Annotated in this window: 21 protein-coding genes and 1 other annotated feature; of the genes, 4 read left to right on the top strand and 17 right to left on the bottom strand. The window is 70.1% G+C overall.

What is annotated here, in order from left to right; translation table 11 throughout:
* The first annotated feature begins 2 nt into the window (after window positions 1-2).
* From RS883_RS03370 to RS883_RS03380, 3 genes are all read left to right on the top strand, one after another.
* Window positions 3-128 carry a hypothetical protein gene (locus tag RS883_RS03370; protein ID WP_315762670.1) on the top strand — a complete coding sequence of 42 codons (126 nt, stop codon included), beginning with the start codon at window positions 3-5 and terminating at the stop codon, window positions 126-128.
* Window positions 128-904 (top strand): sulfite exporter TauE/SafE family protein, encoded by a 777-nt coding sequence (locus RS883_RS03375; RefSeq protein ID WP_315762672.1) that lies wholly within the window; start codon window positions 128-130, stop codon window positions 902-904. Before RS883_RS03370 ends, RS883_RS03375 begins: the two co-directional genes overlap by 1 nt.
* A 56-nt stretch (window positions 905-960) precedes the next feature.
* Window positions 961-1,016: a sequence feature (sul1 is cis-regulatory element that is thought to sense ions involved in sulfur or methionine metabolism; They are found in Alphaproteobacteria), on the top strand.
* A gap of 62 nt (window positions 1,017-1,078) precedes the next feature.
* Complete coding sequence (locus RS883_RS03380) at window positions 1,079-2,566, top strand: SulP family inorganic anion transporter (protein WP_315762674.1); 1,488 nt, start codon at window positions 1,079-1,081, stop codon at window positions 2,564-2,566.
* A 27-nt stretch (window positions 2,567-2,593) separates the two neighbouring features.
* Here RS883_RS03380 and RS883_RS03385 read toward each other — a convergent pair whose 3' ends face one another.
* The 9 genes from RS883_RS03385 to RS883_RS03425 all read right to left on the bottom strand — a co-directional run bounded on the left by RS883_RS03385 (window position 2,594) and on the right by RS883_RS03425 (window position 12,510).
* On the bottom strand, window positions 2,594-3,331 hold the full coding sequence (locus RS883_RS03385; protein ID WP_315762676.1) for a spermidine synthase: 738 nt from the start codon (window positions 3,329-3,331) through the stop codon (window positions 2,594-2,596).
* Window positions 3,332-3,503: 172 nt separating this feature from the next.
* The gene (locus tag RS883_RS03390; RefSeq protein WP_315762678.1) at window positions 3,504-3,953 is read right to left on the bottom strand and encodes a DUF6481 family protein; all 450 of its coding nucleotides are present in this window, start codon (window positions 3,951-3,953) and stop codon (window positions 3,504-3,506) included.
* Between the two features lie 9 nt (window positions 3,954-3,962).
* The gene (locus tag RS883_RS03395; protein ID WP_315762680.1) at window positions 3,963-4,919 is read right to left on the bottom strand and encodes a spore coat U domain-containing protein; all 957 of its coding nucleotides are present in this window, start codon (window positions 4,917-4,919) and stop codon (window positions 3,963-3,965) included.
* Complete coding sequence (locus RS883_RS03400) at window positions 4,916-7,315, bottom strand: fimbria/pilus outer membrane usher protein (RefSeq protein ID WP_315762682.1); 2,400 nt, start codon at window positions 7,313-7,315, stop codon at window positions 4,916-4,918. The genes RS883_RS03395 and RS883_RS03400 overlap by 4 nt, the downstream gene beginning before the upstream one ends.
* Window positions 7,293-8,009, bottom strand: coding sequence for a molecular chaperone (locus RS883_RS03405; RefSeq protein WP_315762684.1), 717 nt, complete (start codon window positions 8,007-8,009; stop codon window positions 7,293-7,295). Before RS883_RS03405 ends, RS883_RS03400 begins: the two co-directional genes overlap by 23 nt.
* A gap of 20 nt (window positions 8,010-8,029) precedes the next feature.
* Complete coding sequence (locus tag RS883_RS03410) at window positions 8,030-8,527, bottom strand: spore coat U domain-containing protein (protein ID WP_315762686.1); 498 nt, start codon at window positions 8,525-8,527, stop codon at window positions 8,030-8,032.
* Between the two features lie 115 nt (window positions 8,528-8,642).
* Window positions 8,643-10,250, bottom strand: a complete 1,608-nt coding sequence (locus RS883_RS03415) for a HAMP domain-containing sensor histidine kinase (protein WP_315762688.1) — start codon at window positions 10,248-10,250, stop codon at window positions 8,643-8,645.
* Window positions 10,229-10,936, bottom strand: coding sequence for a response regulator transcription factor (locus RS883_RS03420; RefSeq protein WP_315762690.1), 708 nt, complete (start codon window positions 10,934-10,936; stop codon window positions 10,229-10,231). The genes RS883_RS03415 and RS883_RS03420 overlap by 22 nt, the downstream gene beginning before the upstream one ends.
* 11 nt (window positions 10,937-10,947) lie before the next feature.
* Window positions 10,948-12,510: a DUF4173 domain-containing protein gene (locus RS883_RS03425; protein WP_315762692.1), complete on the bottom strand. Its 1,563-nt coding sequence runs from the start codon at window positions 12,508-12,510 to the stop codon at window positions 10,948-10,950.
* A gap of 228 nt (window positions 12,511-12,738) precedes the next feature.
* Here RS883_RS03425 and radA point away from each other — a divergent pair, with 228 nt between their 5' ends.
* Entirely contained in the window at window positions 12,739-14,109 is a 1,371-nt protein-coding gene (radA, locus tag RS883_RS03430; protein WP_315762694.1) for a DNA repair protein RadA, read from the top strand.
* A 106-nt stretch (window positions 14,110-14,215) separates the two neighbouring features.
* Here the strand turns inward: radA and RS883_RS03435 are convergent, their stop codons facing one another.
* The 8 genes from RS883_RS03435 to RS883_RS03470 all read right to left on the bottom strand — a co-directional run bounded on the left by RS883_RS03435 (window position 14,216) and on the right by RS883_RS03470 (window position 20,653).
* The gene (locus RS883_RS03435; RefSeq protein ID WP_315762696.1) at window positions 14,216-14,947 is read right to left on the bottom strand and encodes an extensin family protein; all 732 of its coding nucleotides are present in this window, start codon (window positions 14,945-14,947) and stop codon (window positions 14,216-14,218) included.
* On the bottom strand, window positions 14,944-15,651 hold the full coding sequence (locus RS883_RS03440; RefSeq protein WP_315762698.1) for an NUDIX domain-containing protein: 708 nt from the start codon (window positions 15,649-15,651) through the stop codon (window positions 14,944-14,946). Before RS883_RS03440 ends, RS883_RS03435 begins: the two co-directional genes overlap by 4 nt.
* The gene (locus RS883_RS03445) at window positions 15,648-16,142 is read right to left on the bottom strand and encodes a DUF427 domain-containing protein (RefSeq protein WP_315762700.1); all 495 of its coding nucleotides are present in this window, start codon (window positions 16,140-16,142) and stop codon (window positions 15,648-15,650) included. The genes RS883_RS03440 and RS883_RS03445 overlap by 4 nt, the downstream gene beginning before the upstream one ends.
* Window positions 16,139-16,483 carry a DUF393 domain-containing protein gene (locus tag RS883_RS03450; RefSeq protein WP_315762702.1) on the bottom strand — a complete coding sequence of 115 codons (345 nt, stop codon included), beginning with the start codon at window positions 16,481-16,483 and terminating at the stop codon, window positions 16,139-16,141. The genes RS883_RS03445 and RS883_RS03450 overlap by 4 nt, the downstream gene beginning before the upstream one ends.
* Window positions 16,484-16,655: 172 nt before the next feature.
* On the bottom strand, window positions 16,656-17,606 hold the full coding sequence (locus RS883_RS03455) for an acetyl-CoA carboxylase carboxyltransferase subunit alpha (protein WP_315762704.1): 951 nt from the start codon (window positions 17,604-17,606) through the stop codon (window positions 16,656-16,658).
* A 34-nt stretch (window positions 17,607-17,640) separates the two neighbouring features.
* A complete protein-coding gene (locus RS883_RS03460; protein WP_315762706.1) occupies window positions 17,641-18,498 on the bottom strand; it encodes a tyrosine-type recombinase/integrase in 858 nt (285 codons plus the stop codon).
* Between the two features lie 152 nt (window positions 18,499-18,650).
* A complete protein-coding gene (locus RS883_RS03465; RefSeq protein WP_315762708.1) occupies window positions 18,651-20,495 on the bottom strand; it encodes a hypothetical protein in 1,845 nt (614 codons plus the stop codon).
* Between the two features lie 5 nt (window positions 20,496-20,500).
* Window positions 20,501-20,653 (bottom strand): hypothetical protein, encoded by a 153-nt coding sequence (locus RS883_RS03470; protein WP_315762710.1) that lies wholly within the window; start codon window positions 20,651-20,653, stop codon window positions 20,501-20,503.
* Between the last annotated feature and the right edge of the window lie 45 nt (window positions 20,654-20,698).

The raw sequence follows: 20,698 nt of genomic DNA on the forward strand, positions 1-20,698 counted from the left end.
GCATGAACATCGCTTGGGCCTCGCTGGCCATGCTCCATCGCGCGCCGGCGATGGCGAAGCGGCGGAGCGATCGTCAGGACGTTTGGCATCTGGCGGTTGCCGCCTGCTCGTCGGTACAAGCGCGGTGATGCACATCGATCTGCTCTACTCCCTGGCCGGCCTGTTGGTCGGTGTCCTCGTGGGGATGACGGGGGTTGGCGGCGGATCGTTGATGACGCCGCTGCTCGTTCTCGCCTTCAACTTCCATCCGGCGACCGCGGTCGGAACCGACCTGCTCTATGCCTCCGTGACCAAGTCGGTCGGGACGGTGGTCCATGGCGCGGGCGGGACGATCGACTGGCGAGTGGTCCGGCGCCTGGCGGCCGGAAGCGTCCCGGCGACGATCCTGACGTTGCTCGTGCTCAGCCGCCTCGACGTCAATATGGGCGGGACGGCAAAGGCGATCACCGTCACGCTCGGTCTCGCGCTCATCGCGACCGCCATCGCGATCTTCTTTCGCGCCAGGATCGTCGCCGCGTTTGCCCGATCGCGGCCCACACGATCATCGCGGAAGGTCGCGATCGCGACGATCATCCTCGGCGGCTTTCTCGGCGTGCTCGTATCGCTCTCCTCGGTGGGGGCGGGCGCGCTCGGGATGACGGTGCTGCTCGTTCTCTATCCGGAGCTGCCGATCAACCGGCTCGTCGGATCGGACATCGCGCATGCGGTTCCCCTCACGCTGATCGCCGGCGCGGGGCATTGGGCAATAGGATCGGTAGATCTCGGCCTGCTCGGATCGCTGTTGATCGGCTCGGTGCCCGGTATCGTCATCGGCAGTCTGGCGGCGCACCGCGTGCCCGAAGGCGTGTTGCGCACCGTGCTCGCCGCGACGCTTGCCGTCGTCGGCTTCAAGCTGCTGGTCTGATCGCCGCCCGGCGTCTTGCGTAGCAGGGCCTCGACCGACTAAGGGCCAAGCATTCGCAAGGACCCGGTGCAATCCCGGGTGGCTATTCCGGCCGCCGATCCGCCGGACAACAACACGCACCGAAATCTTCGAAGCGCGCCAAGGCTGCGCGCCGTGTCCTGTTGTGGAATCCAGATGACCCTCGATCCTGTTGCCTATCGCCGCCAGTGGTTCACCACCGGCGCCGCCGCCCGCCGCGACGTGCTGGCCGGCATCGTCGTCGCGCTTGCCCTCATCCCCGAAGCCATCGGCTTCTCGATCATCGCCGGCGTCGATCCGCGCGTCGGCCTCTATGCCTCGGTCGCGATCGCCATCGTCATCTCGCTGATCGGTGGACGGCCGGGCATGATCTCCGCGGCGACCGCCGCCGTCGCCGTCCTGGTCGGGCCGCTGGTGCGCGTCCACGGCGCCCAGTATCTCTTCGCCGCCACGATCCTGATGGGGCTGATCCAGATCGCCGCGGGGCTGGCGCGCCTCGATCTCGTCATGCAGTTCGTCTCGCGGTCGGTCATCACCGGCTTCGTCAACGCGCTCGCGATCCTGATCTTCATGGCACAGCTGCCGCAGCTGATCGGCGTCACGTGGCACACCTATGCGATGGTCGCGGCGGGACTTGCCATCATCTACCTGCTGCCTCGCCTGACCCGGGCGGTGCCGTCGCCGCTGGTCGCGATCCTGCTGCTCAGCGTGGTCAGCATCGGGCTCGGGCTGCCCGTCAACACCGTCGGCGACATGGGTCGGTTGCCCAATGGTTTGCCCAGCTTCGCGCTGCCGATCGTGCCGCTGACCCTCGATACGCTGCGGATCATCCTGCCCTATTCGGTGACAATGGCGGCGGTGGGGATCCTCGAATCGCTCCTCACCGCCCAGATCGTCGACGACATGACCGATACCGACAGCGACAAGCGCGTCGAATGCGCGGGTCAGGGCGGGGCCAACATCGTCGCCGCGCTGATCGGCGGCATGGGCGGCTGCGCGATGATCGGCCAGTCGGTCATCAACGTGACCTCTGGCGGACGCGGGCGGCTGTCGACCTTCGTCGCGGGGGCGTTCCTGCTCGTCCTGCTCGCCGCCTTGGGGCCGTTCGTCGGGCGCGTGCCGATGCCGGCGCTCGTCGCGGTGATGGTGATGGTGTCGATCGGCACCTTCAGCTGGCACTCGATCCCCAATCTGCGCCGGCATCCCCCGACTTCGTCGATCGTCATGCTGACGACGGTGGTCGTCGTCGTGGCGACGCGCGACCTGTCGCTGGGCGTCGCGGCGGGGGTGCTGCTTTCCGGCATCTTCTTCGCGGGCAAGGTCCAGCGCATGTTCGCGGTCGAGCGTCGGGAAGCCGACGGGCTTGTGACCTATGCCGTGTCGGGCGAGATCTTCTTCGCCTCGGTCGATCGCTTTACCCGCGCTTTCGCGGCCGAGGACGCGGGCCGGGTGCGGATCGACGTGTCGGCAGCGCACTTTTGGGACATTTCGGGCGTCGGTGCCCTCGACAAGATCGTCGCGCGCCTCCGCCAGGGCGGCGCCGTCGTCGAGGTCGTGGGCTACAACCGCGCCAGCGCCGACATCGTCGACCGCTTCGCGCTGCACGACAAGATCGGGGTCGAAATGGGGCTGGCGCCGCACTGACGGCACCAATCTCTCATCGCGGAGGGGCTATTCTGCCGTCAGCGGCCGTGTCGCCAGCCAGATCGTATAGGGCGCCCGGTCCGCACCCAGTTCGTCCGCCAGCTCCACCTCCTCGACGCCGAACCCGGCCGCTTCGAGGCGATCGCGGAAGGCATCGTCGGGATAGGCGGACCAGACCGCGAGGATGCCGCCCGGCCGCAGCGCGCGCCGGGCGTCCCTCAGACCCCAATTGCAATAGAGCCTGTCGTTCGCCGGCCGGATGAAGCCATCGGGGCCATTGTCCACATCGAGCAGGATCGCGTCGAACTGGCCGTCCGCCTCGGCGATCACGTCATGGACGTCGCGAATGTCGAGCGTCAGGCGGGGGTCGTCGAGCGCCGCGCCGTACAGATGCGCAAGCTCGGCGCGGGCCCAGCGCACCACCTGGGGCACGAGCTCCGCCACGACGACGCTCGAGCTGGCCGGCAGTGCGGCGAGCGCCGCCTTCAGCGTGAACCCCATGCCGAGCCCGCCGATCAGGATGCGATCGTGCTGCTCGCCCATTCGCTCGATCGCCAGATCCGCCAGCGCCTCCTCGGACTGACAGGCATCGCTGCCCATCAACTCGTCCTCGCCGAGCTGGATCGAGAAGGACGACCCGAAGCGCATCAGGCGCAGCGTGCCGCCGCCGGGCACTGCCGCGGTGTCGATGCACTCGCCATCGTGTTGCGCGCCCGTCACCGGCTCTGCGCCGGGCGTGATCGGCGCCAGATCGGCGGTCAGCATGATTGGCCAACGCGGCGATCGAGCGTGCAAACCGAAGGGGCAGGCGAAGGATCTCGCCGACGATCGGCGAGGTTGGATTGGGTCATGGTGATCCTGAAAGCTGACGGCGATGGGCGACGCCGGAGAGAAGAGAAAGGCGTCGTCCCAGCGCCGAATCGCCGGAGGACGGGCGTCAGCGCTTCCGTGCCTTGCGTGCCGCATAGCGGGCGTCACGCTCGGCCTTCAGTTCCGCTTCCGTCTTCTGGGTGCGCTTGCTCGCGGCCGCGGCGCTGGCGGCCTTGGCGAGCTTGCGCGCTTCCTTCTCGGCTGCAGCCGCTTCCATTGCGGCAGCGCGTGCGGCACGCTTTTCCGCCGCGGCGGCATCGCGCGCGGCCTGCGCGGCCTGGCGCTCGGCCACGATCGCGGGGTCGATCGGCGGCTTGTTGCGCAGCTTCTCGAGCGCCTTTTCCTTCGCCGCCTTTGCCGCCGCCACACGGTCGTTGAAATCGGGGGGCGTAAATCGAGCCATTATCCATCCATTGTCTTCGAGCGGCGAAATGCCCCGCTCCGAACGGGCCTCTAGCAGGCCTGGGCGGACTCGCCGAATGCAATGTGACATGATCGACGCGGCGATGCCCGCCAAGGCGTCATCCTAATAGGTGACCGTCGCCACCACCGTGTCGCTGTAGAGGCCGGGCGAGGGCGTCGTCTGGACGGGCACCCGACCATAGATCGTCATCTGCTGGGTGGTGCCGAGCCCCATACCGGACTGCTGCGCGCCCGCGCTCCAGGCAGAGGCGAGGGCCGCGTCCCTGAACAGGCCATAGCTGATGAAGCCGCCCGAGGGGCCGCGCATGCGCCGGCCACCGGCGGCGTCGGCGTTGCGGCCGGCATCGAGCTGAAGGGCATAGGCGGTCTGATTGGTGCACGCGACCGACAGCTGGCTTTGCGCCGTCACCGCACGCGAAAGCACGCCGGCGGTCGGAAAGGTGAGCGGCGTGGCGGCGATCGTGCAGCCCTTTGGCGGCGCAGCCAGCACGCTGAAGGTCGGGCGGATCGAGGCGGCGCCCGCAAAGCCGGTACAGCTGTTGCTCGCCCCCAGCAGCTGCGCGCCATAGCTGAAGTTGGTCGCGTTGCCGGCGAAGTTCGACTGATAGCTTCCGGGGACCGCGCTCGTCTGACCGCCGAACAGGCGGGCATAGAGGATGCGCGTGGCCGAACCGGCGCCGTTCAGGGAACCCGACACGATGATCGCCGGCACCGTCCCGAGCACCGGATTGTCGAGCGAGCCCCAGGCCACGGATCGTGCGGTATCCTGATAAAGCTGGTAGCGCAGCGACCCGGAAGGCCCCGCCATCAGCCGCCCCGACCCATCGGTGCCGCCGCTTCCCGCGCCGATCCCCGGGCAGACCTTCACGACGCTCAGCAGCGGAATGCTCGTGCAGGTGACGGTGACCGTGCCGGTTACATCGAGCGGGCCGCCCGAGATCAGCGACGGGCTGCCGAAATCGATCGTCGAGATGGTGGCCGAACAGGTCTGGGCGCTGGCGGGCGAAGGGATGGCCAGGACGCCGCAGAACAGCAGAAGCGCGACCAACAGCCGTTTCATCGCACCGCCGCCGAGATCGGGGTGCAGACAGCGCGAATGCTGACCTGCTCGCCCGCGCGCGCGGCAAAGGCGAAGGCGGCGCGGCACTGCCTGCCATCGGGATCAGCGATGACGACCTCGTTGCGGGGGCCGAGTGCGGCGAGGAAGGCGGCCCCGTCATAGCCGACGACGTCGTTGGCCTGGTCGGCGCGGGTGATCCGCGACCCGAGCGGCAGCGGACGGCCGGCTTCGTCGACGAACTGGACGAGCGCCGTATCGGCGCTGCGCGCCACGCCGAAACTGACGACCGCCGGCACCCGCGTGAAGGCGACCGCCTCCGCATGGGTGGTGGTGATCTGGGTGTCGACGGGAAGGGAGGAGGGGTCGATGGTGATCGCGCTCGGCTCGAACGGGGCGATGTCGGGAACGAGCAGCTTTCCGGACGCACCGGTCGTGCCCACCAGCCGGTTTTCACGAAACACGCGCACGCCGGGCGCGCCGGCGTCAGCGACGGCGAACGACTGGTCGAGCCGCCGGGCGGCATGAACGCCGCCGCCCACCAGCGCGACCGCGCCTTCCGCCTGCAGGGTGCCGGAGACGTTGCCGCCGGCATAGAGGCCGGTCGCCTCGAACAAGGCGAAGTCGGTCGTGTGGCGGACGATCGCATGGCCGGCACGCTCCCGCCCGTCGGCGACGCGCACCGACCAACCCCAGGAGCCCGGCTCGTGCGCGCCCTGGCGCGACAGCTCTGCATAGCCGGAGACGCGGCGGTCGGAGACGGTCGCGCCGGTCGTCGCCGACGACCGCTCGCCCAGCGGCAGGCTGGCACCGACGAACAGGGCAAGGTTGCGATCGCTTCCCAGATCTGCGACCGCGTTGGCGAACAGCGACAGCCGGCCGACGCTGACGGTCGAGGACAGGCTGGCGAGGCGATAGCGGTCGCCCGAGGCGGTCTTCGAGTTGACGAGGCTGACGCCGACCGAGGCCGAGGTCCGCGCGATCGGCAGCGACAGCGAGAACTGATCGACCTCACGCGGCGCGCCGAAGATGCGCCGATCGCCGGTCAGGATCGGTCCGAACGATGCGGTGCGCGACGCAAGGTCGGCATAGTCGCCGATCGTCCGCATCGACCGCACCAGGATCGCGATGCCGGGCCGCCGCACCTCAAACCCCAGGTCGACGAGCGCGCCGGTGGCGCCGCCCGCCCGGCTGACCGCGCCGGCCACCGACACGAGCGCCTGATTGCGAAGCGTGAAGACGCTGCCGGCGCCGAGCTGGAGCAACCCTGCGCCCGCTTCGACATGGCCCTGCAGCGTCAGACCGTCAGAGATGCCGCGCCGCGCCGAGGCCGAGAGGAGGAGGCGCCGGTCATAGTCGTTCGACAGGATGGCATAGCTGCGGCGCGCGAAGCCGATCTCGGCGCTGAAGTCGGTCAGCCCCTTTGCGAGCAATTGGGGCGAGGCATAGAAGGGGGCGCTCGACACGGTTTCGCGGCCCAGCGCGTCGCGCACGACGACCGTGGCGACGCCCGCGCCCTGAACGACAGGCGGGTGCATCACCGCATAGGGACCGGCCGGCACGTCGGCGCTGAGCGCGCGCACCCGGTCGATGAACAGGTCGAGGGTCGAGGGCGCCGCCGCACTGCCCAGGAGGCGCGGGACCGGCATGGTGACGAGGTCGGGGCGCAACCCGAAGGTGCGCTGGACCTGAAGCCCGGCCATGCGGATCGGCCGCGTCCATGCATGGCCGCCATTGATCGTGTCGCCCGCCCGCAGCGTGATCAGCCGCCCGGGATCCTCATAGCTGTAGGTGCTCGACAGGCGGGTGAAGCGCATCCCGTCCGACAAAAGGCCGATGGCGCTGTTCTCGAACAAGCCGAACGGGCCGAACACCCGGACGCCGAACGCGCCCGATGCGCCGGTGAAGCGCGGCCCGACCGCGCTGTTGTCGGCGCTGGCGAACAAGGTGTAGTCGAGCACCGCGCCGAGCGGTGGCCGGGCAGGGGCTGCTTCACCGCGGACTACCTGGCGACCGTCGATCAGCGTCGGGCGCTGGAGCGTCGGGCCGGCGACCAGCCACATGATCTGCTTGGCCTCGTCATAGCGGTAGCGAAGCCCCGGAATGCGCTCGAGCGGCACGTCGCCGGCATCCGCATCGTCCGGCAACTGGACGCCGAGCGTGCGGAGCTCGGTGGCGGGCGAGCTGAACTGGCCGTCCGGGCGACGCGTGAACGACGCGACGAAGCCGGTCGGATGCTCGTTCAGATAAACCTCCAGCTGGAGCGCCTGAAGCTGGCGCTCGGGATCCACATCGACCCCTATGCGAAAGCTGCCGCCGTCCTGCGCTTGCGCCACTTGGACGCAGAACAGCGTGGCGAGGAGCGGCCATGCGAGGTCACGCGCGCGGCTGCGTCGCAAGGGAGACCTCGATCGGGCCGCCGTCCGACACCGCCCGCATCCGCAGGTCCGATCCGCTCGGAACGGTGGTACCGGCATCCAGCGGGATGCGCAGTTCCGATCCCGCAAGGACATAACCGACCAGACCCGCGCGCGAGAGCAGCTGCTGGCCGCCGGCGATCAGCTGAAGATCGGCGATGCGCAGGCGGCGATTGCCCTTGTTGCGCCCGACCAGCGCCGCGCCGCCGTTCGATCGGTCGATCCGCCAGGCGACGTCGGGGGTGCGGCGCGGCACGTCGGAGAAGAACGCCGGGATCGACTGGCGCACGACCAGGTTTACCGTGCCCGGTCGCGCATCGGCAGGATCGGGCACCTCGTCGATCAGGACGCGATAGGATTCCTCACCCACCGGCGCCGCCTTGGCCGTGCGGACGACGCGGATCAGATATTGCTGCTGCGGCGCGAGCGTGGAGAAGGGCGGGCTGGCGACGACCTCGTCGGTCGGTGCCAGCACGTCGACCCCGTCCTTCGACGTCCATTTCATCACGCGGACCTGGACGCGGACGGGCCGCTGCTCGGCGTTGCTGAGCGTCAGCGACGTCGTGCGCGCGCCCGGCAACGGATCGATGGCGACGGGCGCCACGCGGATGTCCGACGCCATCGCCGCGGTCGGGAGGGGGAGCAGGAGCGCGGCGGCGATCATTGCTTTCTTCATTCGCGATCTCCGCTCGGTTCTCAGTAGGTGACCGTCACTTGCACCGTGTCGGTGTAGCTGCCCGCGGCGGGCGTGGTCTGGGCGGGGACGCGGCCATAGACGGTGAGCGTCTGCACCGCGCCGTTGCCGATCCCGGCCAGCGTATCGGTGCCGGCGGTATTGCCCCAGATCTGCGAGCGCGCGGGATCGCGGAATAGTTCGTAGGTGACGGTCGCACCGGCGCCCGACGTCATTCGCCGCGCCGCCACGGTCGCGCCCGAGCCCGCACCGGCATTGAGGCCGATGTTATAGGGCGTGGTGTTGGTGCACTGGACGCCGATCGTGCTGGTCGACGTGATCGCGGTCTGGATGACGCCGGTGTTGCCAAAGGCGAGGTCGCTGGCCGAAGTCAGCCGGCATTCGGCCTGGATCGTCATCGAGACCTGGAACTGCGTGCTCTGCTGAGCCGCCGCCTCGCCGGGCAGCATGACGGCACCGAAGCCCGCCACGATTGCGAAGGATGCGATGGAGCGTTTCACGGCGCGTTTACCTCCCGTAGCCATGTCTCCGAACAAAGCGCGGGGCTCCAAGCGAGAGGCTTTGCTTCCGATTTCGGAAGCATTTTCCGCGGGATGGTCGCGCGACGCGGACGCTTTAATGCGCGCGGCCGGCGCCCGGCACGCGGACGAGGAAGGCAGCACCCTGATCGCTGTCGAGCGACACGAGCGTGCCGCCGACGCCCGCGATCAGCGACTTGGCGATCGGCAGGCCGAGGCCGGTGCCGCCGCGTCCGCGCCGGGAAGTGAAGAAGGGTTCGAAGATGCGGCGTCGATCGGCTTCGGGGATGCCGCTGCCGTCATCGGTGACGGTGACGGTGACCTCGTCGCCGCCCTTGATGCGGAGCGCCACCCGGTTGGCGCTCGCCTGCACGCTGTTTTCGACCAGGGTCGTCAGCACGGCGTCGAGGGTCGCGGCGGGCGCGCGTGCGAGAACGGTATCTGCATCTGCCTCGATGACGATGTCCGTCGATCGGGTTCGCAGGGCACTCGCAACCGTGCGCGCGACGGCGACGACGTCCGCCACTTCTGCCTCGCTCGCCACCGTCATGTCGGCGCGCGCGAGCTCGAGAAGGCGGGAGACCAGCAGCGTCAGGCGGGATGCGTCGGCGTCCGCATTGGCCAGGAACCGTCGGCGATCCTCCGGCAACATCGTATCGGCATGATCCTGAAGCAGTTCGAGCGCGCCGCGGATTCCTGCAAGCGGCGTCTTGAACTCGTGGCTGACCGCATGGGCGAAGTCGCGCAGATAGTGCGACCGGACCTCGATCGCGCCGGCCATGGCGGAAAAGTCGCGGAACAGGTCCTGGATCTCGATCGCCGCGGTCGGGGGGATCGGCGGCACATGGCCCTGACCTGCGGCGAGGCTCCTAGACGTAGCGCGCAGGGCATCAATCGGGCGGGCGATCGCGCGCGAGAGGATGCCGGACAGCAGCACGAGCGCGGCGAGGATCAGCAGCACGCCGATCGCGATCTTGCCCCAGTCCTGATAGAGGCCGACGAACAGCGACCGCGAGGAGCGCGAGAGCAGCAGCACGCCGACCGCCCGACCGTCGACAATGATCGGGCGCGCATGGTGGACGCGAAGCGCCGCGGCGCTTGACAGCCACTCGAAGCGATACACCGCGCGATAGTCCGCGTTCCGCCGCAACACGGTCGACGCCCTTCCATCCAGTGCCGCTGCGACCTCCGGCAGCGCCGCATAGCTGCCGCGCACCGCCGTTCCGTCGACGATTCGGCCGTCGCGATCGAGCAGGATGATCGATGCCAAGGTCTCGCGACGCGTGGCGTCCAGGACCGGGCGGAGCCTGGTGGCGGCGGTTCGGCTGTCGCCCATCGGCAGAGGTGCCGGTTTCGGCGCCGGCCGTTCGGCGAAGATCGGGGCGTTGCTCAGGTCGATCGTATCGTCGGGGAGCAGACTATAAGGGTCGGCCTCCACCCCGACTTTGGTGACTTGCCGGCCCTCGGCGCCCAGAGGCCAGAGCACCGCGGCAGCCGCGGCCAGCGCGGCGCCTTGCGCAACGAGCTCGGCCTGGGTCTGGCGGACCAGCGTGTTCTCATAGACGCGCAATGCGACCGCGCCGACGCCGGGCAGCGCGGCCACCAGGAAGAAGCTGGCGAACAGATAGGTTCGCAGGCTCAGGCGCGGCCAGTGCCGTTTGGCCCAGCGCTTCGCGGCGCCGATCACCCGACCGCGCCGGCGCACGCCCCCAGGCGATAGCCGATGCCCGGCCGCGTCTCGATCAGGTCGGTGCCGCCCCGCTCGGCGAACTTGGCGCGCAGGTTGCGGACATGGCTGTCGATCGTGCGGTCGGTGACGGCGAAGCCCGGACCATGCAGCCGGTCAATGATTGCATCGCGGCTGAACACCTTGCCGGGCATCACCGCCAGCGTGCGCAGGATCGAGAATTCGGTGACCGTCAGCGGCACCTCCGCCCCGTTCCACTGCGCCTGCCATCCTTCGACGTCGATCGTCAGCCGATCGTGCCGGATGAGGGGACCGGCGCGGTCGGCGGCGGGCGGATGCGCCTGAGTCCGGCGCAGGATCGCCATGACCCGCGCCACCACCTCGCGCGGGGAGAAGGGTTTGACCACATAGTCGTCGGCGCCGAGTTCGATGCCCAGCACGCGATCGATCTCGTCATCGCGCGAAGACAGGAACAGGATCGGCAGCTCGCCCGATGCGCGCAGCCGGCGGCAGACCTCCAGCCCGTCCATCCGCGGCATGTTGATGTCGAGGATGACCAGATCGGGGTGCTGCGCCTCCGCCATCGCCAGCGCAACCTCGCCATCCTCCGCCTCGATCGTGTCGAGCCCGGCCTTGGCAAGCGCGAAGACGAGCAGTTGCCGGATATGCGGGTCGTCGTCGGCGATCAGGATCGTGCGGGGCATGGGGCACAGGATCATGGTCGCTGGCGCTTCGTCAACGGGGTGGGTGTCGGCCGGACAGGCGGCGCGGAGACGTCCTCCGGCGGACGGTTGGGCGCGGCGTCGCAGTCGCGGCCCCATTGCGCCTTTCGCGGCACCGCCGCGTCGCTGCCCAGCCGCTCGCGCGCCGCCGCGAGCCGGCGGGCGCCCCGCCAGGTCCAGCGGTGCCAGTCTGCCTGGTCCAGTTCGAGTGTGCGCATTGCCCGCGCCCGAAGGAAGGCGGCGCGGTCGCGTAGCACCGGCCCGCCGGCGCGCGCTTCAAGCTCGATCAACGGCAGCAGCGCAGACGGGCCAAGGCTGCCGAGATAGCAGAGGTCAAGGTCCTCGCCCCGGCTGGCGTGGCGGACGTTCCAGGTCGCGGCGATCGCGCCCAGGTTGCTGAAGGCAGCAGCCGTGAGCAGGACGCCCGCGGCGAGCGTGTTGGCGTTGATCAGCCAGCGCGTCGTTCGACCGGCGAGCATCCGCCACGTGATGAGCACGAGCCCCACCGCGACCAGCCCCATCCAGCCCAGCGCGGCGATCCGCAATCCGGTCAGCGAATAGGCGGCGACATAGTCCAGCGTCCGATGGATGCTGGATGCCACAAGCAACAAATTCTGCGCGACCCAGAGCACGATCAGACGCCGGACCAGCGGACTTGCCGCCGCCGCGCTGCCCGGCCGCGCCGCGATCAGGACGAAGCCGGCGGCGAGCAGCGCCGTGACGATCAGCGGATAGGCGCCCTGATGCGCATAATCGGCAAGCGTGACGCCGGCGGGAAGCGGCGCGCCGCTCCACAGGAAGACGAGGTCGAGAACGTTCTCGATCGCGAAGACCGCATTGAACGTGACCAGCGACAGGATGAGAGGCAAGAGCGGGATCGATGGCAGCGAGCCTTGATCGCGTAACGTGCCGCGGTCGTGCAGAACGGCGCGCGCTGGCCGAAAGCCGGGCCAGATCGCCAGCAGGACGATCGACCAGAAGAGGAGGTGCAGCATGCCCGTCCCGACATCCGGAAACCGGATGGCGGCGAATGCATTGGCGATCAGCGGATTGGCCGCGGCGAACAGCATCAGGAACACGCCGCCGCCGATGACCGGCAGCGCTAGAGTCGCGGCCACGTGGCGGAACTTGGATCTGCCGGCAGGGCGCCGGGGTCGCATCAACCGCCTGAGGTCGCGAACGGGCGTCGCCAGCCCGCGCACCGCGTGGACGAGCAGGCCGCCGACCCAGTTAATCGCGTGATCGAAGCGGCCAAGCGGCAGCAGCGCGGCTGAAGCGATCGCGGTCCAGAAGAGCACCCAGTCGAGCGGACCGGGATCGTCGATCATCGCCGCACCGAACAGCGCCGCGCCGGCGAGCGCAGAGCGGGCGGGGCCGCTCCGACGGACGTCCCGGCGCACGAGCGCGAGCACCGCCGCCCATGCCAGCGCGAAGCCACCCAACGTCCATCCCGGCTCCTCGCCATAGAACAGGAAGTCGGCCAGGCCGATCAGTGCGACGGCACCGACGATCTTGGCCAGGAACGTTGCGCGTCGCATCGAGTCGTTGAGAACCATGCCGACCTCCTTCGATCAGTGGTTCTGAGCGATGGCGGTCGACGCGTGCCGGTCCGGGCGGTGCCGATCGCGTGGGCATGGCGTGCAGATTCCGTGCAGGCGGCCGCGATTGCGCTCCGACGCCGCGATCTCCGCCGCCGAGCGATCGGCGGCACGCTGCGCTTCCGGATGTAGGCACGGCGCGACGGGCATATTCCCTTTTCGTTCCGCCGCTGCTACGCCGCCGGCATGGCCAAGCCCCGCAAGCGCTATGTCTGTCAGGCCTGTGGGTCGGTGACGTCGCAATGGGCGGGGCAATGCACCGATTGCGGCGAGTGGAACACGCTGGTCGAGGAAGCGCCGGTTGCGGTCACGCCGTTCCAGCAGAAGCACAATCTCCAGTCCGGCGGGCGCGCGATCCTGCTCTCGGGGCTCGACACCGACGTCGCGCTGCCCGAGCGGATGGCGACGGGGATCGCCGAGCTCGACCGGGCGCTGGGCGGCGGGTTTGTCGAGGGTTCGGCGACTCTGATCGGCGGTGATCCCGGCATCGGCAAGTCGACCTTGCTGCTTCAGGCGACGGCCAAGCTGGCGCTGGCGGGCAAGCGCGTCGCCTATGTCTCGGGCGAGGAGGCGGCGGACCAGGTGCGGCTGCGCGCGCGGCGCCTCGGCCTCGGCAACGCGCCTGTGCAGCTGGCCGCCGCGACCTCGGTCCGCGATATCCTGACGACCTTTGGCGGGGCGGGGCCGCCCGACCTGCTCGTCATCGATTCGATCCAGACGATGCATTCCGACCTGATCGAGGGCGCCCCCGGCACTGTCAGTCAGGTGCGCGCGGCGGCGGGCGAGCTGATCCGCTTCGCCAAGGAGCGCGGGACGGCGGTGGTGCTGGTAGGCCACGTCACCAAGGACGGCAGTCTCGCCGGTCCTCGGGTCATGGAGCACATGGTCGACACCGTGCTCGCGTTCGAGGGCGAGCGCAGCCACCAGTACCGGATTTTGCGCGCGATCAAGAACCGCTTCGGCGGCACCGACGAGATCGGCGTGTTCGCGATGGAGACGCAGGGGCTCTCCGAAATCGCCAACCCCTCCAGCCTGTTCCTGACAAGCCGTGACGAGGGCGTGACGGGCACCGTCGTGTTCCCCGCGCTGGAGGGCACGCGCCCGGTGCTGGTCGAGGTGCAGGCACTGACCGTGCGGCTGGCGAGCGGTGCGACGCCGCGGCGTGCGGTGGTGGGCTGGGACAGCGGTCGGCTGTCGATGATCCTGGCGGTGCTGGAGGCGCGGTGCGGGCTCAGCTTCTCATCGGCCGAAGTCTATCTCAACATCGCCGGCGGCTATCGCTTGTCCGATCCGGCGGCGGACCTGGCGGTCGCGGCGGCACTCGTCTCAGCGCTGAGCGAACGCGCGGTGCCGATCGATGCGGTGGCGTTCGGGGAGATCGCGCTGTCGGGAGAGGTGCGGCCGGTGGCGCACGCGAACCTGCGGCTGAAGGAAGCGGCGAAGCTCGGCTTCCAGCGCGCGCTGGCGGCGACATCACCGGGGACCGAGGATGGCGGCATGCGGCTCCAGTCGTTCCGGACGCTGGGGGCGTTAGTGGAGCATCTGCTGGGGCGGTGACCCCAACCCCCGTTCGTGCTGAGCCTGTCGAAGCCCGGGTCACAGGCGGGGCGCCTCCCACGTGCTTCGACAAGCTCAGCACGAACGGGTTTTCAAAAGCTCGAGGCTACCGACACGCGCGCCAGCCGCTCTCTCCGCGTTCGGCCTGATCCAGGTGGAAGTGGTCGGCGTGGGCGGCGTTGTAGTCGGGCGACAGCACCGTCGCGAACAGGTCGCAGGCGCCCGTCCGCACTTCGCGCAGAAACGCGCCCTTGGCCCCTTCGTTCTTCCAGTCGCCGAGCACGCTGACGCGGGTGCCGTCGCTCAGGCGAAAGCCGGCGATGTCGACCGCGTCGGCGGTGGCGTGCTCCGAATAGTCGCCCGTGTCGCGGCCATACATTCGCCGGCAGTTGTAGCTGCCGAGATGATCGATCCGCGTCACGCGCGCGCCGAAATGCTTCTCGGCGGCGGGCTGGACGATGTTCCATTCCCACATCGCCAGCGATGCGGCGACGGGGCAGGAGACGCCGAGATTGGCGGGCGAAAAGCCGATCCGCCGCGCGCCGCCGCTCGCGAAGCGCACCGCGTCGCGATAGCCGCAGGACGCCCCCGCCTCCACCGGCGCGAGCACGGTGTAGCGGACGCCGGCTTTGTCGAGCAGTCGCCGGCACTGGCCGAAATCCTGGGTCAGGCCGGTGAGCTTCCGCCCGGTGAACAGCCCGATCGGCTGACCGAGATCGAGCTTCGTCCAGGGCAGGTCCTGCGGCCGGCTTTTCACCCAGGCATAGAGCGCGAACGCCGCAGCGAGCAGCAAAGCCGCGATCAGCACCGCGGTGACGATGCGGCGGACCTCGCTCATGCGCGCTGGGCGCTCGCCATCGGTTCGGCGGTGACCGGATAGCCGAGATCGTCGGGAATGCAGAGATGCGGCACGCCGCCGCGATCCTCGATCGTCGGGGTGATCGTGCGCACCGGATGCCGGGCGGCGTCGGCGAAGATCGCGTCGATGTCGGGGTGCTGCGCCAGCCGTTCGAGATTGCGGCGGGTGGGGAAGATGAGCTTGCCGCCGCCCGCCAGCACGTCGGCCGGGCGCGCCCAGAAGGCGCGCACATTCTCCACGCCATCGACCACGGGCTTACCGTCGCCGCGCGCGAGATAGAAGCGCGTGTCGAAGATGCGGTGCGGCAGGCCGAGCGGCAGCCAGCGCGCGAAGGGCGTGAGCGCGGCGAGGTCGAAGGCAGCGGCGGGCAGCAGCGTCTCGACCGGCTCGCCCGCGAGCAGCGCGTCGCGATGGCGGGCGAGCGCGGGGTCGAGGCCGATCGCCAGCCCCGCTTCCTCGATCGTTTCGCGGATTGCGGCGATGCGCGCCACGGTGTCGTCCGGCTCGCCGCCGAACCGGGCCGCAAGCGCGCGGTCGCCGGGATCGACGCGCCCGCCCGGAAACACCAGGGCGCCGCCGGCAAAGGCGAGGGTGGCGCCACGCTCGACCATCAGCACTTCGGGGCCGCCAGTGGCGGGGCGCAGCACGATCAGCGACGCGGCGGGGATCGGCGCATCGCTCACCAGAATTGCGTGCCCGGCCCGCCCTTGAACGGCCCGGCAAGGTCGGCGGTCACCCAGCCGCCATAGAAGCCGCCGGGCTGCGCGACTGCGCGCTTGCCATCGACCAGGCAGGTGTCGAACAGATGCGGGTAAAAGGCGATGTGCCCCGCCAGCATCGCAAAGGCGCGGGTCGGCTGCGCATAGCTCCACGCGCCCTCGACAATCGCCTCCCCCTCGACATGGACGTCGAAATAGCGAGCCTGACCCTTCCATTCGCACAGGCTGCGGTGGGTGGCGGGGCGGAGGAGGGCCGTCGCCACGTCCCCGCGCGGGAAATAGTAGCTCGGCGGGTGGCTCGTCTCCAGCGTGCGGATGCCGGCGCGGGTTTCGGCGATGGTGACGCCGCGATGGCGGACGACCAGATGGCGCATCGTTGGCTCGGCGATGGCGGGGCGCGGATAGGTCCAGACGCTTTCCTGGCCGGGGCCGACGGGAACGGGCGTCGGCCTCATGCCAGCCACCGCTGCAATCGCGGGCGAACGCGGAGGAAGCGATCGTAGAGCGCGTCGAGCAGCGGCAGCACACCCGGCAGCCGCGCGCACTGACCCAGCGGACTAAGCAGCGGAATCGCCCGCCACATTGCCGCGAACGCCGCGGCGCCGTTCAGCACGCGGCCGTCCTCGATGGCGTGGAAGCGGGCGAGCGCCTCGCGCCGATCGATCGGGCAGCTGGCGGCGGGATCGGCGGCATCGACGAACGCGATCGCCCCGCGCGTGTCGAGCCGGCGCATCAACGCGATCTCGCGCGCGCAAAGCGGGCAGGCGCCATCGTGAAGGACGGTGAGCTTGGCCATACGCCCAAGGTGGCGTCCGCGGCCGGCGGGTGCAAGCACGGTCGAAAGGTCCGGGCAGCCTTGAGCCTCATCAATCGTCATCCCGGACTTGATCCGGGATCCCGCTTCTTTCTTTCGTCGGAGGCCAAGAAGCGGGACCCCGGATCAAGTCCGGGGTGACGAAGCGGAAATGTTATGCTCCGCGCCCCATCTTCAGGAATTTCTCGCGGCGCGCCTTCTTCAGCGCCTCGGGCGTCTGGCCTTCCAGCGCGGCGAGCGAGGCTTCGATCGCGTCGCCAAGCGCGGTGATCGCGGCGGCGGCGTCGCGGTGGGCGCCGCCCAGCGGCTCGGGCACGACGCGGTCGATGACGCCGAGCGCCATCAGGTCCTGCGCGGTGACCTTCATCGCTTCGGCGGCGTCGGCGGCCTTGTCGGCGGTGCGCCACAGGATCGAAGCGCAACCTTCCGGCGAGATCACCGAATAGACCGCATGCTCCATCATGATGACGGTGTTGCCAGACGCGAGCGCCACCGCGCCGCCCGATCCGCCTTCGCCCAGGATCGAGGCGACGAGCGGCACGCCCAGATTGAGGCAAGCCTCGGTTGCGCGGGCGATCGCCTCGGCCTGACCGCGTTCCTCCGCCTGGACACCGGGGAAGGCACCGGAGGTGTCGACCAGGGTGACCACGGGCAGGCCGAACCGGTCGGCGAGCTGCATCAGGCGGATCGCCTTGCGATAGCCCTCGGGCTTGCCCATGCCGAAATTGTGGCGAAGACGGCTGGCGGTATCGTCGCCCTTTTCATGGCCGATCACCATCACGCGCCGCCCGCGGAAGCGCCCCAGACCGCCGATGATCGCCGCATCATCGGCAAAGGCGCGATCGCCGCCCAGCGGCATGAATTCCTCGATCAGCGCGGCGACATAATGCTTGAAGTGCGGCCGCTCGGGATGGCGGGCGACCTGCGTCTTCTGCCAGGGCGACAGCCGCGAATAGGTCTCGCGCAGCAGCTTGTCGGACTTGGCCTGGATGCGCGCAACCTCGGCGTCGATGTCGACCTCGCCCTCGGCGGCGGTGTCGCGCAACTCGTCGATCCGCGCCTGCAGCTCGGCGATGGGTTTTTCGAAGTCCAGAAAGCTAGCCATTGGCCCGCGCGGTTAGGCCCCGCGGGGTTCGGCGTCAACTTGGGGGCATGAGCTCGGCCAGCGGATGGCGCTGGTTGACGAGCTCGACCAGGCGCCGACTGTCGACATGCGTGTAGATTTCGGTCGTCGCGATATCGGCATGGCCGAGCATCGCCTGAAGCGCGCGCAGGTCCGCCCCGCCTTCCAGCAAGTGGGTGGCAAAGGCGTGGCGAAGCACGTGCGGGCTGACGCGGTCGGGGGGGATCCCCGCCGCGGCGGCGAGCGCGCGGACCAGCTGGTAGAGCCGGACGCGCGACAGGTGGCTCTTGCCCGAGGGGAACAGCCACGTGGCATCTTCGGGAACATTCGCGCGCCATGCGGCGACGGCGGCACGCGCGCGGTCGGAGATCGGCACCAGTCGCTCGCGCCCGCCCTTGCCCTTGAGGATCAGGAACGGCCGGTCGGGATGGATCGCGGCGCGCGGGATCGAGACGAGCTCGGTCGCGCGCAGCCCCGAGCCGTAGAGCAGCTCGAACAGCGCGGAGAGGCGAAGGTCGAGCGGGTCGGGCGGCATGCGCTTCAGCCGGTCGTCGATCGCGGCGAAGAGGCGGTCGATCTCTGCCGCCGACAAAATCTTGGGGAGCGCGCGGCGGGTGCCGGGGCGCGGAAGCGCGTCGGAGGGATCGTCCGCGCGCAAGCCATCGTCCACGAGGAAGCCGAAGAAGCGCCGAAGCGCCGCCGCCTTTCGCGCGACGGTGGCGGGGGAGAGCGCGTCCCAGCCGTCCGCCAGCCGGCCGATCGCGGCGGCATCGGCATCTCCGAGGTGTCCGCCAAGCGCCTGCGACGCGAGCCGCAAGTCGGTGCCGTAAGCGGCGAGCGTGTTGCGCGCCGCGCCGCGTTCGGCCGCGAGCATCTCGAGGAAGCGATCAATTAGGGCGGCGTCGCTTCCACGTATGTGCTCCCGCGAAGGCGGGAGCCCAGCGTTGTTGTCCTCAACGGGTGTTGCTCTGCTTGGCTCTGGGCTCCCGCCTGCGCGGGAGCACTGGGTTTCTTCGTCCTCCGCGCTCACGTGCGGGAGACCGCCTCCGCGGCGATCATCCGCGCTTCGCCCTCAAGCCCGACCTGGCGGAGCGCCGCGACGATGTGGAACAGCGCGGCGGGCGACACGCCGCGCCAGTCGGGCGTCTGCATGCCGACCGCGGCGAGCAGCACCACGGTGGCGGGCTCGCGCCGCTCGGCCGCGGTGCGGATCGCGCGGACCCAGCCATTCTCCGCCCCGATCGCGACGCCGAAGCTCTGCGCGAGGCTGGGGATGCTGCCCTCGTCCATGCGGCCCAGGCCGGCGATGCCCGCGAAGAACATCTGCGCGCGGCGCTCGTGGGAGGTGCCGCGATAGCCGTCGACCTCGCCCGAGCCGAGCCGGCCAGGCAAATCGGGATCGGTGAGCGCGATCAGCGCCCAGGCGTGGCTCGACGGCTCGACGACGGCGCGCCAGCGCGCGGCGGGGCGGTCGAGCCCGGCGGTCAGCATCGCCGCGACCAGATCGCCGGCGGCGCCGGCCTGCGCCTCCGACGGGCGGACCATCGCGGCGGCGCGGGCGGCGAGGACCATGCGCGCATGACGCTGGCGCGGGTCCGAGGCCTCCGACCAGAGCTGGGTGAGGAGCGACACGCGCTCGCCCATGTCGGCGCTGGTATAGGCGGCGCGCAGGTCGCGCGCGACGCTCGAATCGCTGTTGCTCGCTTCCTCCGCGTCCTCGATCTGGCCCCACAGGTCGACCATCGCGAGATTGGAGAGCACGCCCTGCGACGCGGCCCAGTCGGCGGCACGCAGGCGCAGCGCCGGTGCGATGCCCGCCGCACGCGCCGCCCAGCCGCGTACCTGCGGCCCGGCGGTGGTGATAAGGTTGTCGGGCACCGCCACGCCGGAGGCGGTGGCCAGACCCCAGCGCCAGGCCGACAGCCGGTCGACGCCGTCCCACTCGATCGTCACCGCGCGGCGGCCTTGTGCGCCCGCGCCCAGCACCTTTTCGGCGAGCAACAGGTCGATGCCCGTCGCCGCGCGCTGGCGCCGCGCCGCGTCGATCAGCCGCCCGGCCTTAGATGGCTCGCCGGCCAGCCCCGCGCACATCGCCTCCGCCAGCCGCCAGCCGGTGTCGCGCGAGCGCGCCATCGCGAAGGGCTGGAGCGGGCAGAGCATCGCCGGGTCCGCGGTCGCCATCGCGACCTGCATCGCCACCTGGTCGAGCTTGGGGGTGAAATTCTCGGTATCGACGCCATTGACGACGTCGCGCGCCGCCTGTGCCTCGCCCATGCGCAGCAGCAGCCAGGCGCGCTCGGCCGCGAAGTCCGCGCCGTTCACCTGCACCGGCGTGTCGAGGCGCGAGACGAGCATGCGCCTCAACGTGATCGATAGCCAGCGTGAGGCGATCGGCGCGTCGAGGCGTCGCATCAGGCCTTGCAGAAAGCGCCCATCGGCATTGCCGAACGCGTTTGCCGGCATCCCGCCTTCCGCCAGCCCGATCGCGCCGACCCGCGCCGTCGAGCGGCGGGCATAGTCGGGCAGGTCGTACTGGAGGAGTTCGGCCGGGGTCAGCGGCGTCGCGGTGGGGGTGGGCGTCGGGGTCGGGCCGGGCGCGGGCAGCCCCGGCGCGGTCGGCAGGCCGGGAAGCGGCTGGACGATCTCACCCGGGCGGCGCACCGGCGCGGGTGCGGGGGTGGTCGGTGCCTGCTGTTGCTGGGGCCGATCCTGCGGCGGCGGCGGCGGGGCGGGGTCGCCGAACCCCTCTGGCAGCAGCGATTCGGGCGCGTCGCGATCTTGCGACTGCGCGCTCAGCGACCGGGCGGCCAGCGACGCGCCGGTCGCCGCCAGCGCGATCGCGCCAAGCGATGCGGCCCAGCGCCCGCGCATCGGCGTCAGTTCGCCAGGTTCTCGAGCGCGACCGGCTTCTCGACCGTGACCGGCGGCTTTTCGGTCGTGCGGCCCGCCAGGAACGCGAGAAGGCCCGCCAGCGCCAGCAGAATGACGAACAGGATGACGAGCGGACGGGGCACAAGCGAACGGGACACGGGAGCGGCAATCCTTTCGGGCGGTCGGTCGCGCCGGGCTTTTGC

This window comes from Sphingomonas sp. Y38-1Y (assembly GCF_032391395.1).
Taxonomy (GTDB): domain Bacteria; phylum Pseudomonadota; class Alphaproteobacteria; order Sphingomonadales; family Sphingomonadaceae; genus Sphingomonas.

What these genes read in the sequence shown, in the direction of transcription:
- RS883_RS03460 (WP_315762706.1), bottom strand. Translation starts at nt 18,498, where the DNA reads ATGCTCGCGGCCGAACGCGGCGCGGCGCGCAACACGCTCGCCGCTTAC.
- RS883_RS03435 (WP_315762696.1), bottom strand. Translation starts at nt 14,947, where the DNA reads ATGAGCGAGGTCCGCCGCATCGTCACCGCGGTGCTGATCGCGGCTTTG.
- RS883_RS03375 (WP_315762672.1), top strand. Translation starts at nt 128, where the DNA reads ATGCACATCGATCTGCTCTACTCCCTGGCCGGCCTGTTGGTCGGTGTC.
- RS883_RS03450 (WP_315762702.1), bottom strand. Translation starts at nt 16,483, where the DNA reads ATGGCCAAGCTCACCGTCCTTCACGATGGCGCCTGCCCGCTTTGCGCG.
- RS883_RS03405 (WP_315762684.1), bottom strand. Translation starts at nt 8,009, where the DNA reads ATGAAGAAAGCAATGATCGCCGCCGCGCTCCTGCTCCCCCTCCCGACC.
- RS883_RS03455 (WP_315762704.1), bottom strand. Translation starts at nt 17,606, where the DNA reads ATGGCTAGCTTTCTGGACTTCGAAAAACCCATCGCCGAGCTGCAGGCG.
- RS883_RS03420 (WP_315762690.1), bottom strand. Translation starts at nt 10,936, where the DNA reads ATGCCCCGCACGATCCTGATCGCCGACGACGACCCGCATATCCGGCAA.
- RS883_RS03370 (WP_315762670.1), top strand. Translation starts at nt 3, where the DNA reads ATGAACATCGCTTGGGCCTCGCTGGCCATGCTCCATCGCGCGCCGGCG.
- RS883_RS03395 (WP_315762680.1), bottom strand. Translation starts at nt 4,919, where the DNA reads ATGAAACGGCTGTTGGTCGCGCTTCTGCTGTTCTGCGGCGTCCTGGCC.
- radA (WP_315762694.1), top strand. Translation starts at nt 12,739, where the DNA reads ATGGCCAAGCCCCGCAAGCGCTATGTCTGTCAGGCCTGTGGGTCGGTG.
- RS883_RS03465 (WP_315762708.1), bottom strand. Translation starts at nt 20,495, where the DNA reads ATGCGCGGGCGCTGGGCCGCATCGCTTGGCGCGATCGCGCTGGCGGCG.
- RS883_RS03385 (WP_315762676.1), bottom strand. Translation starts at nt 3,331, where the DNA reads ATGCTGACCGCCGATCTGGCGCCGATCACGCCCGGCGCAGAGCCGGTG.
- RS883_RS03445 (WP_315762700.1), bottom strand. Translation starts at nt 16,142, where the DNA reads ATGAGGCCGACGCCCGTTCCCGTCGGCCCCGGCCAGGAAAGCGTCTGG.
- RS883_RS03380 (WP_315762674.1), top strand. Translation starts at nt 1,079, where the DNA reads ATGACCCTCGATCCTGTTGCCTATCGCCGCCAGTGGTTCACCACCGGC.
- RS883_RS03425 (WP_315762692.1), bottom strand. Translation starts at nt 12,510, where the DNA reads ATGGTTCTCAACGACTCGATGCGACGCGCAACGTTCCTGGCCAAGATC.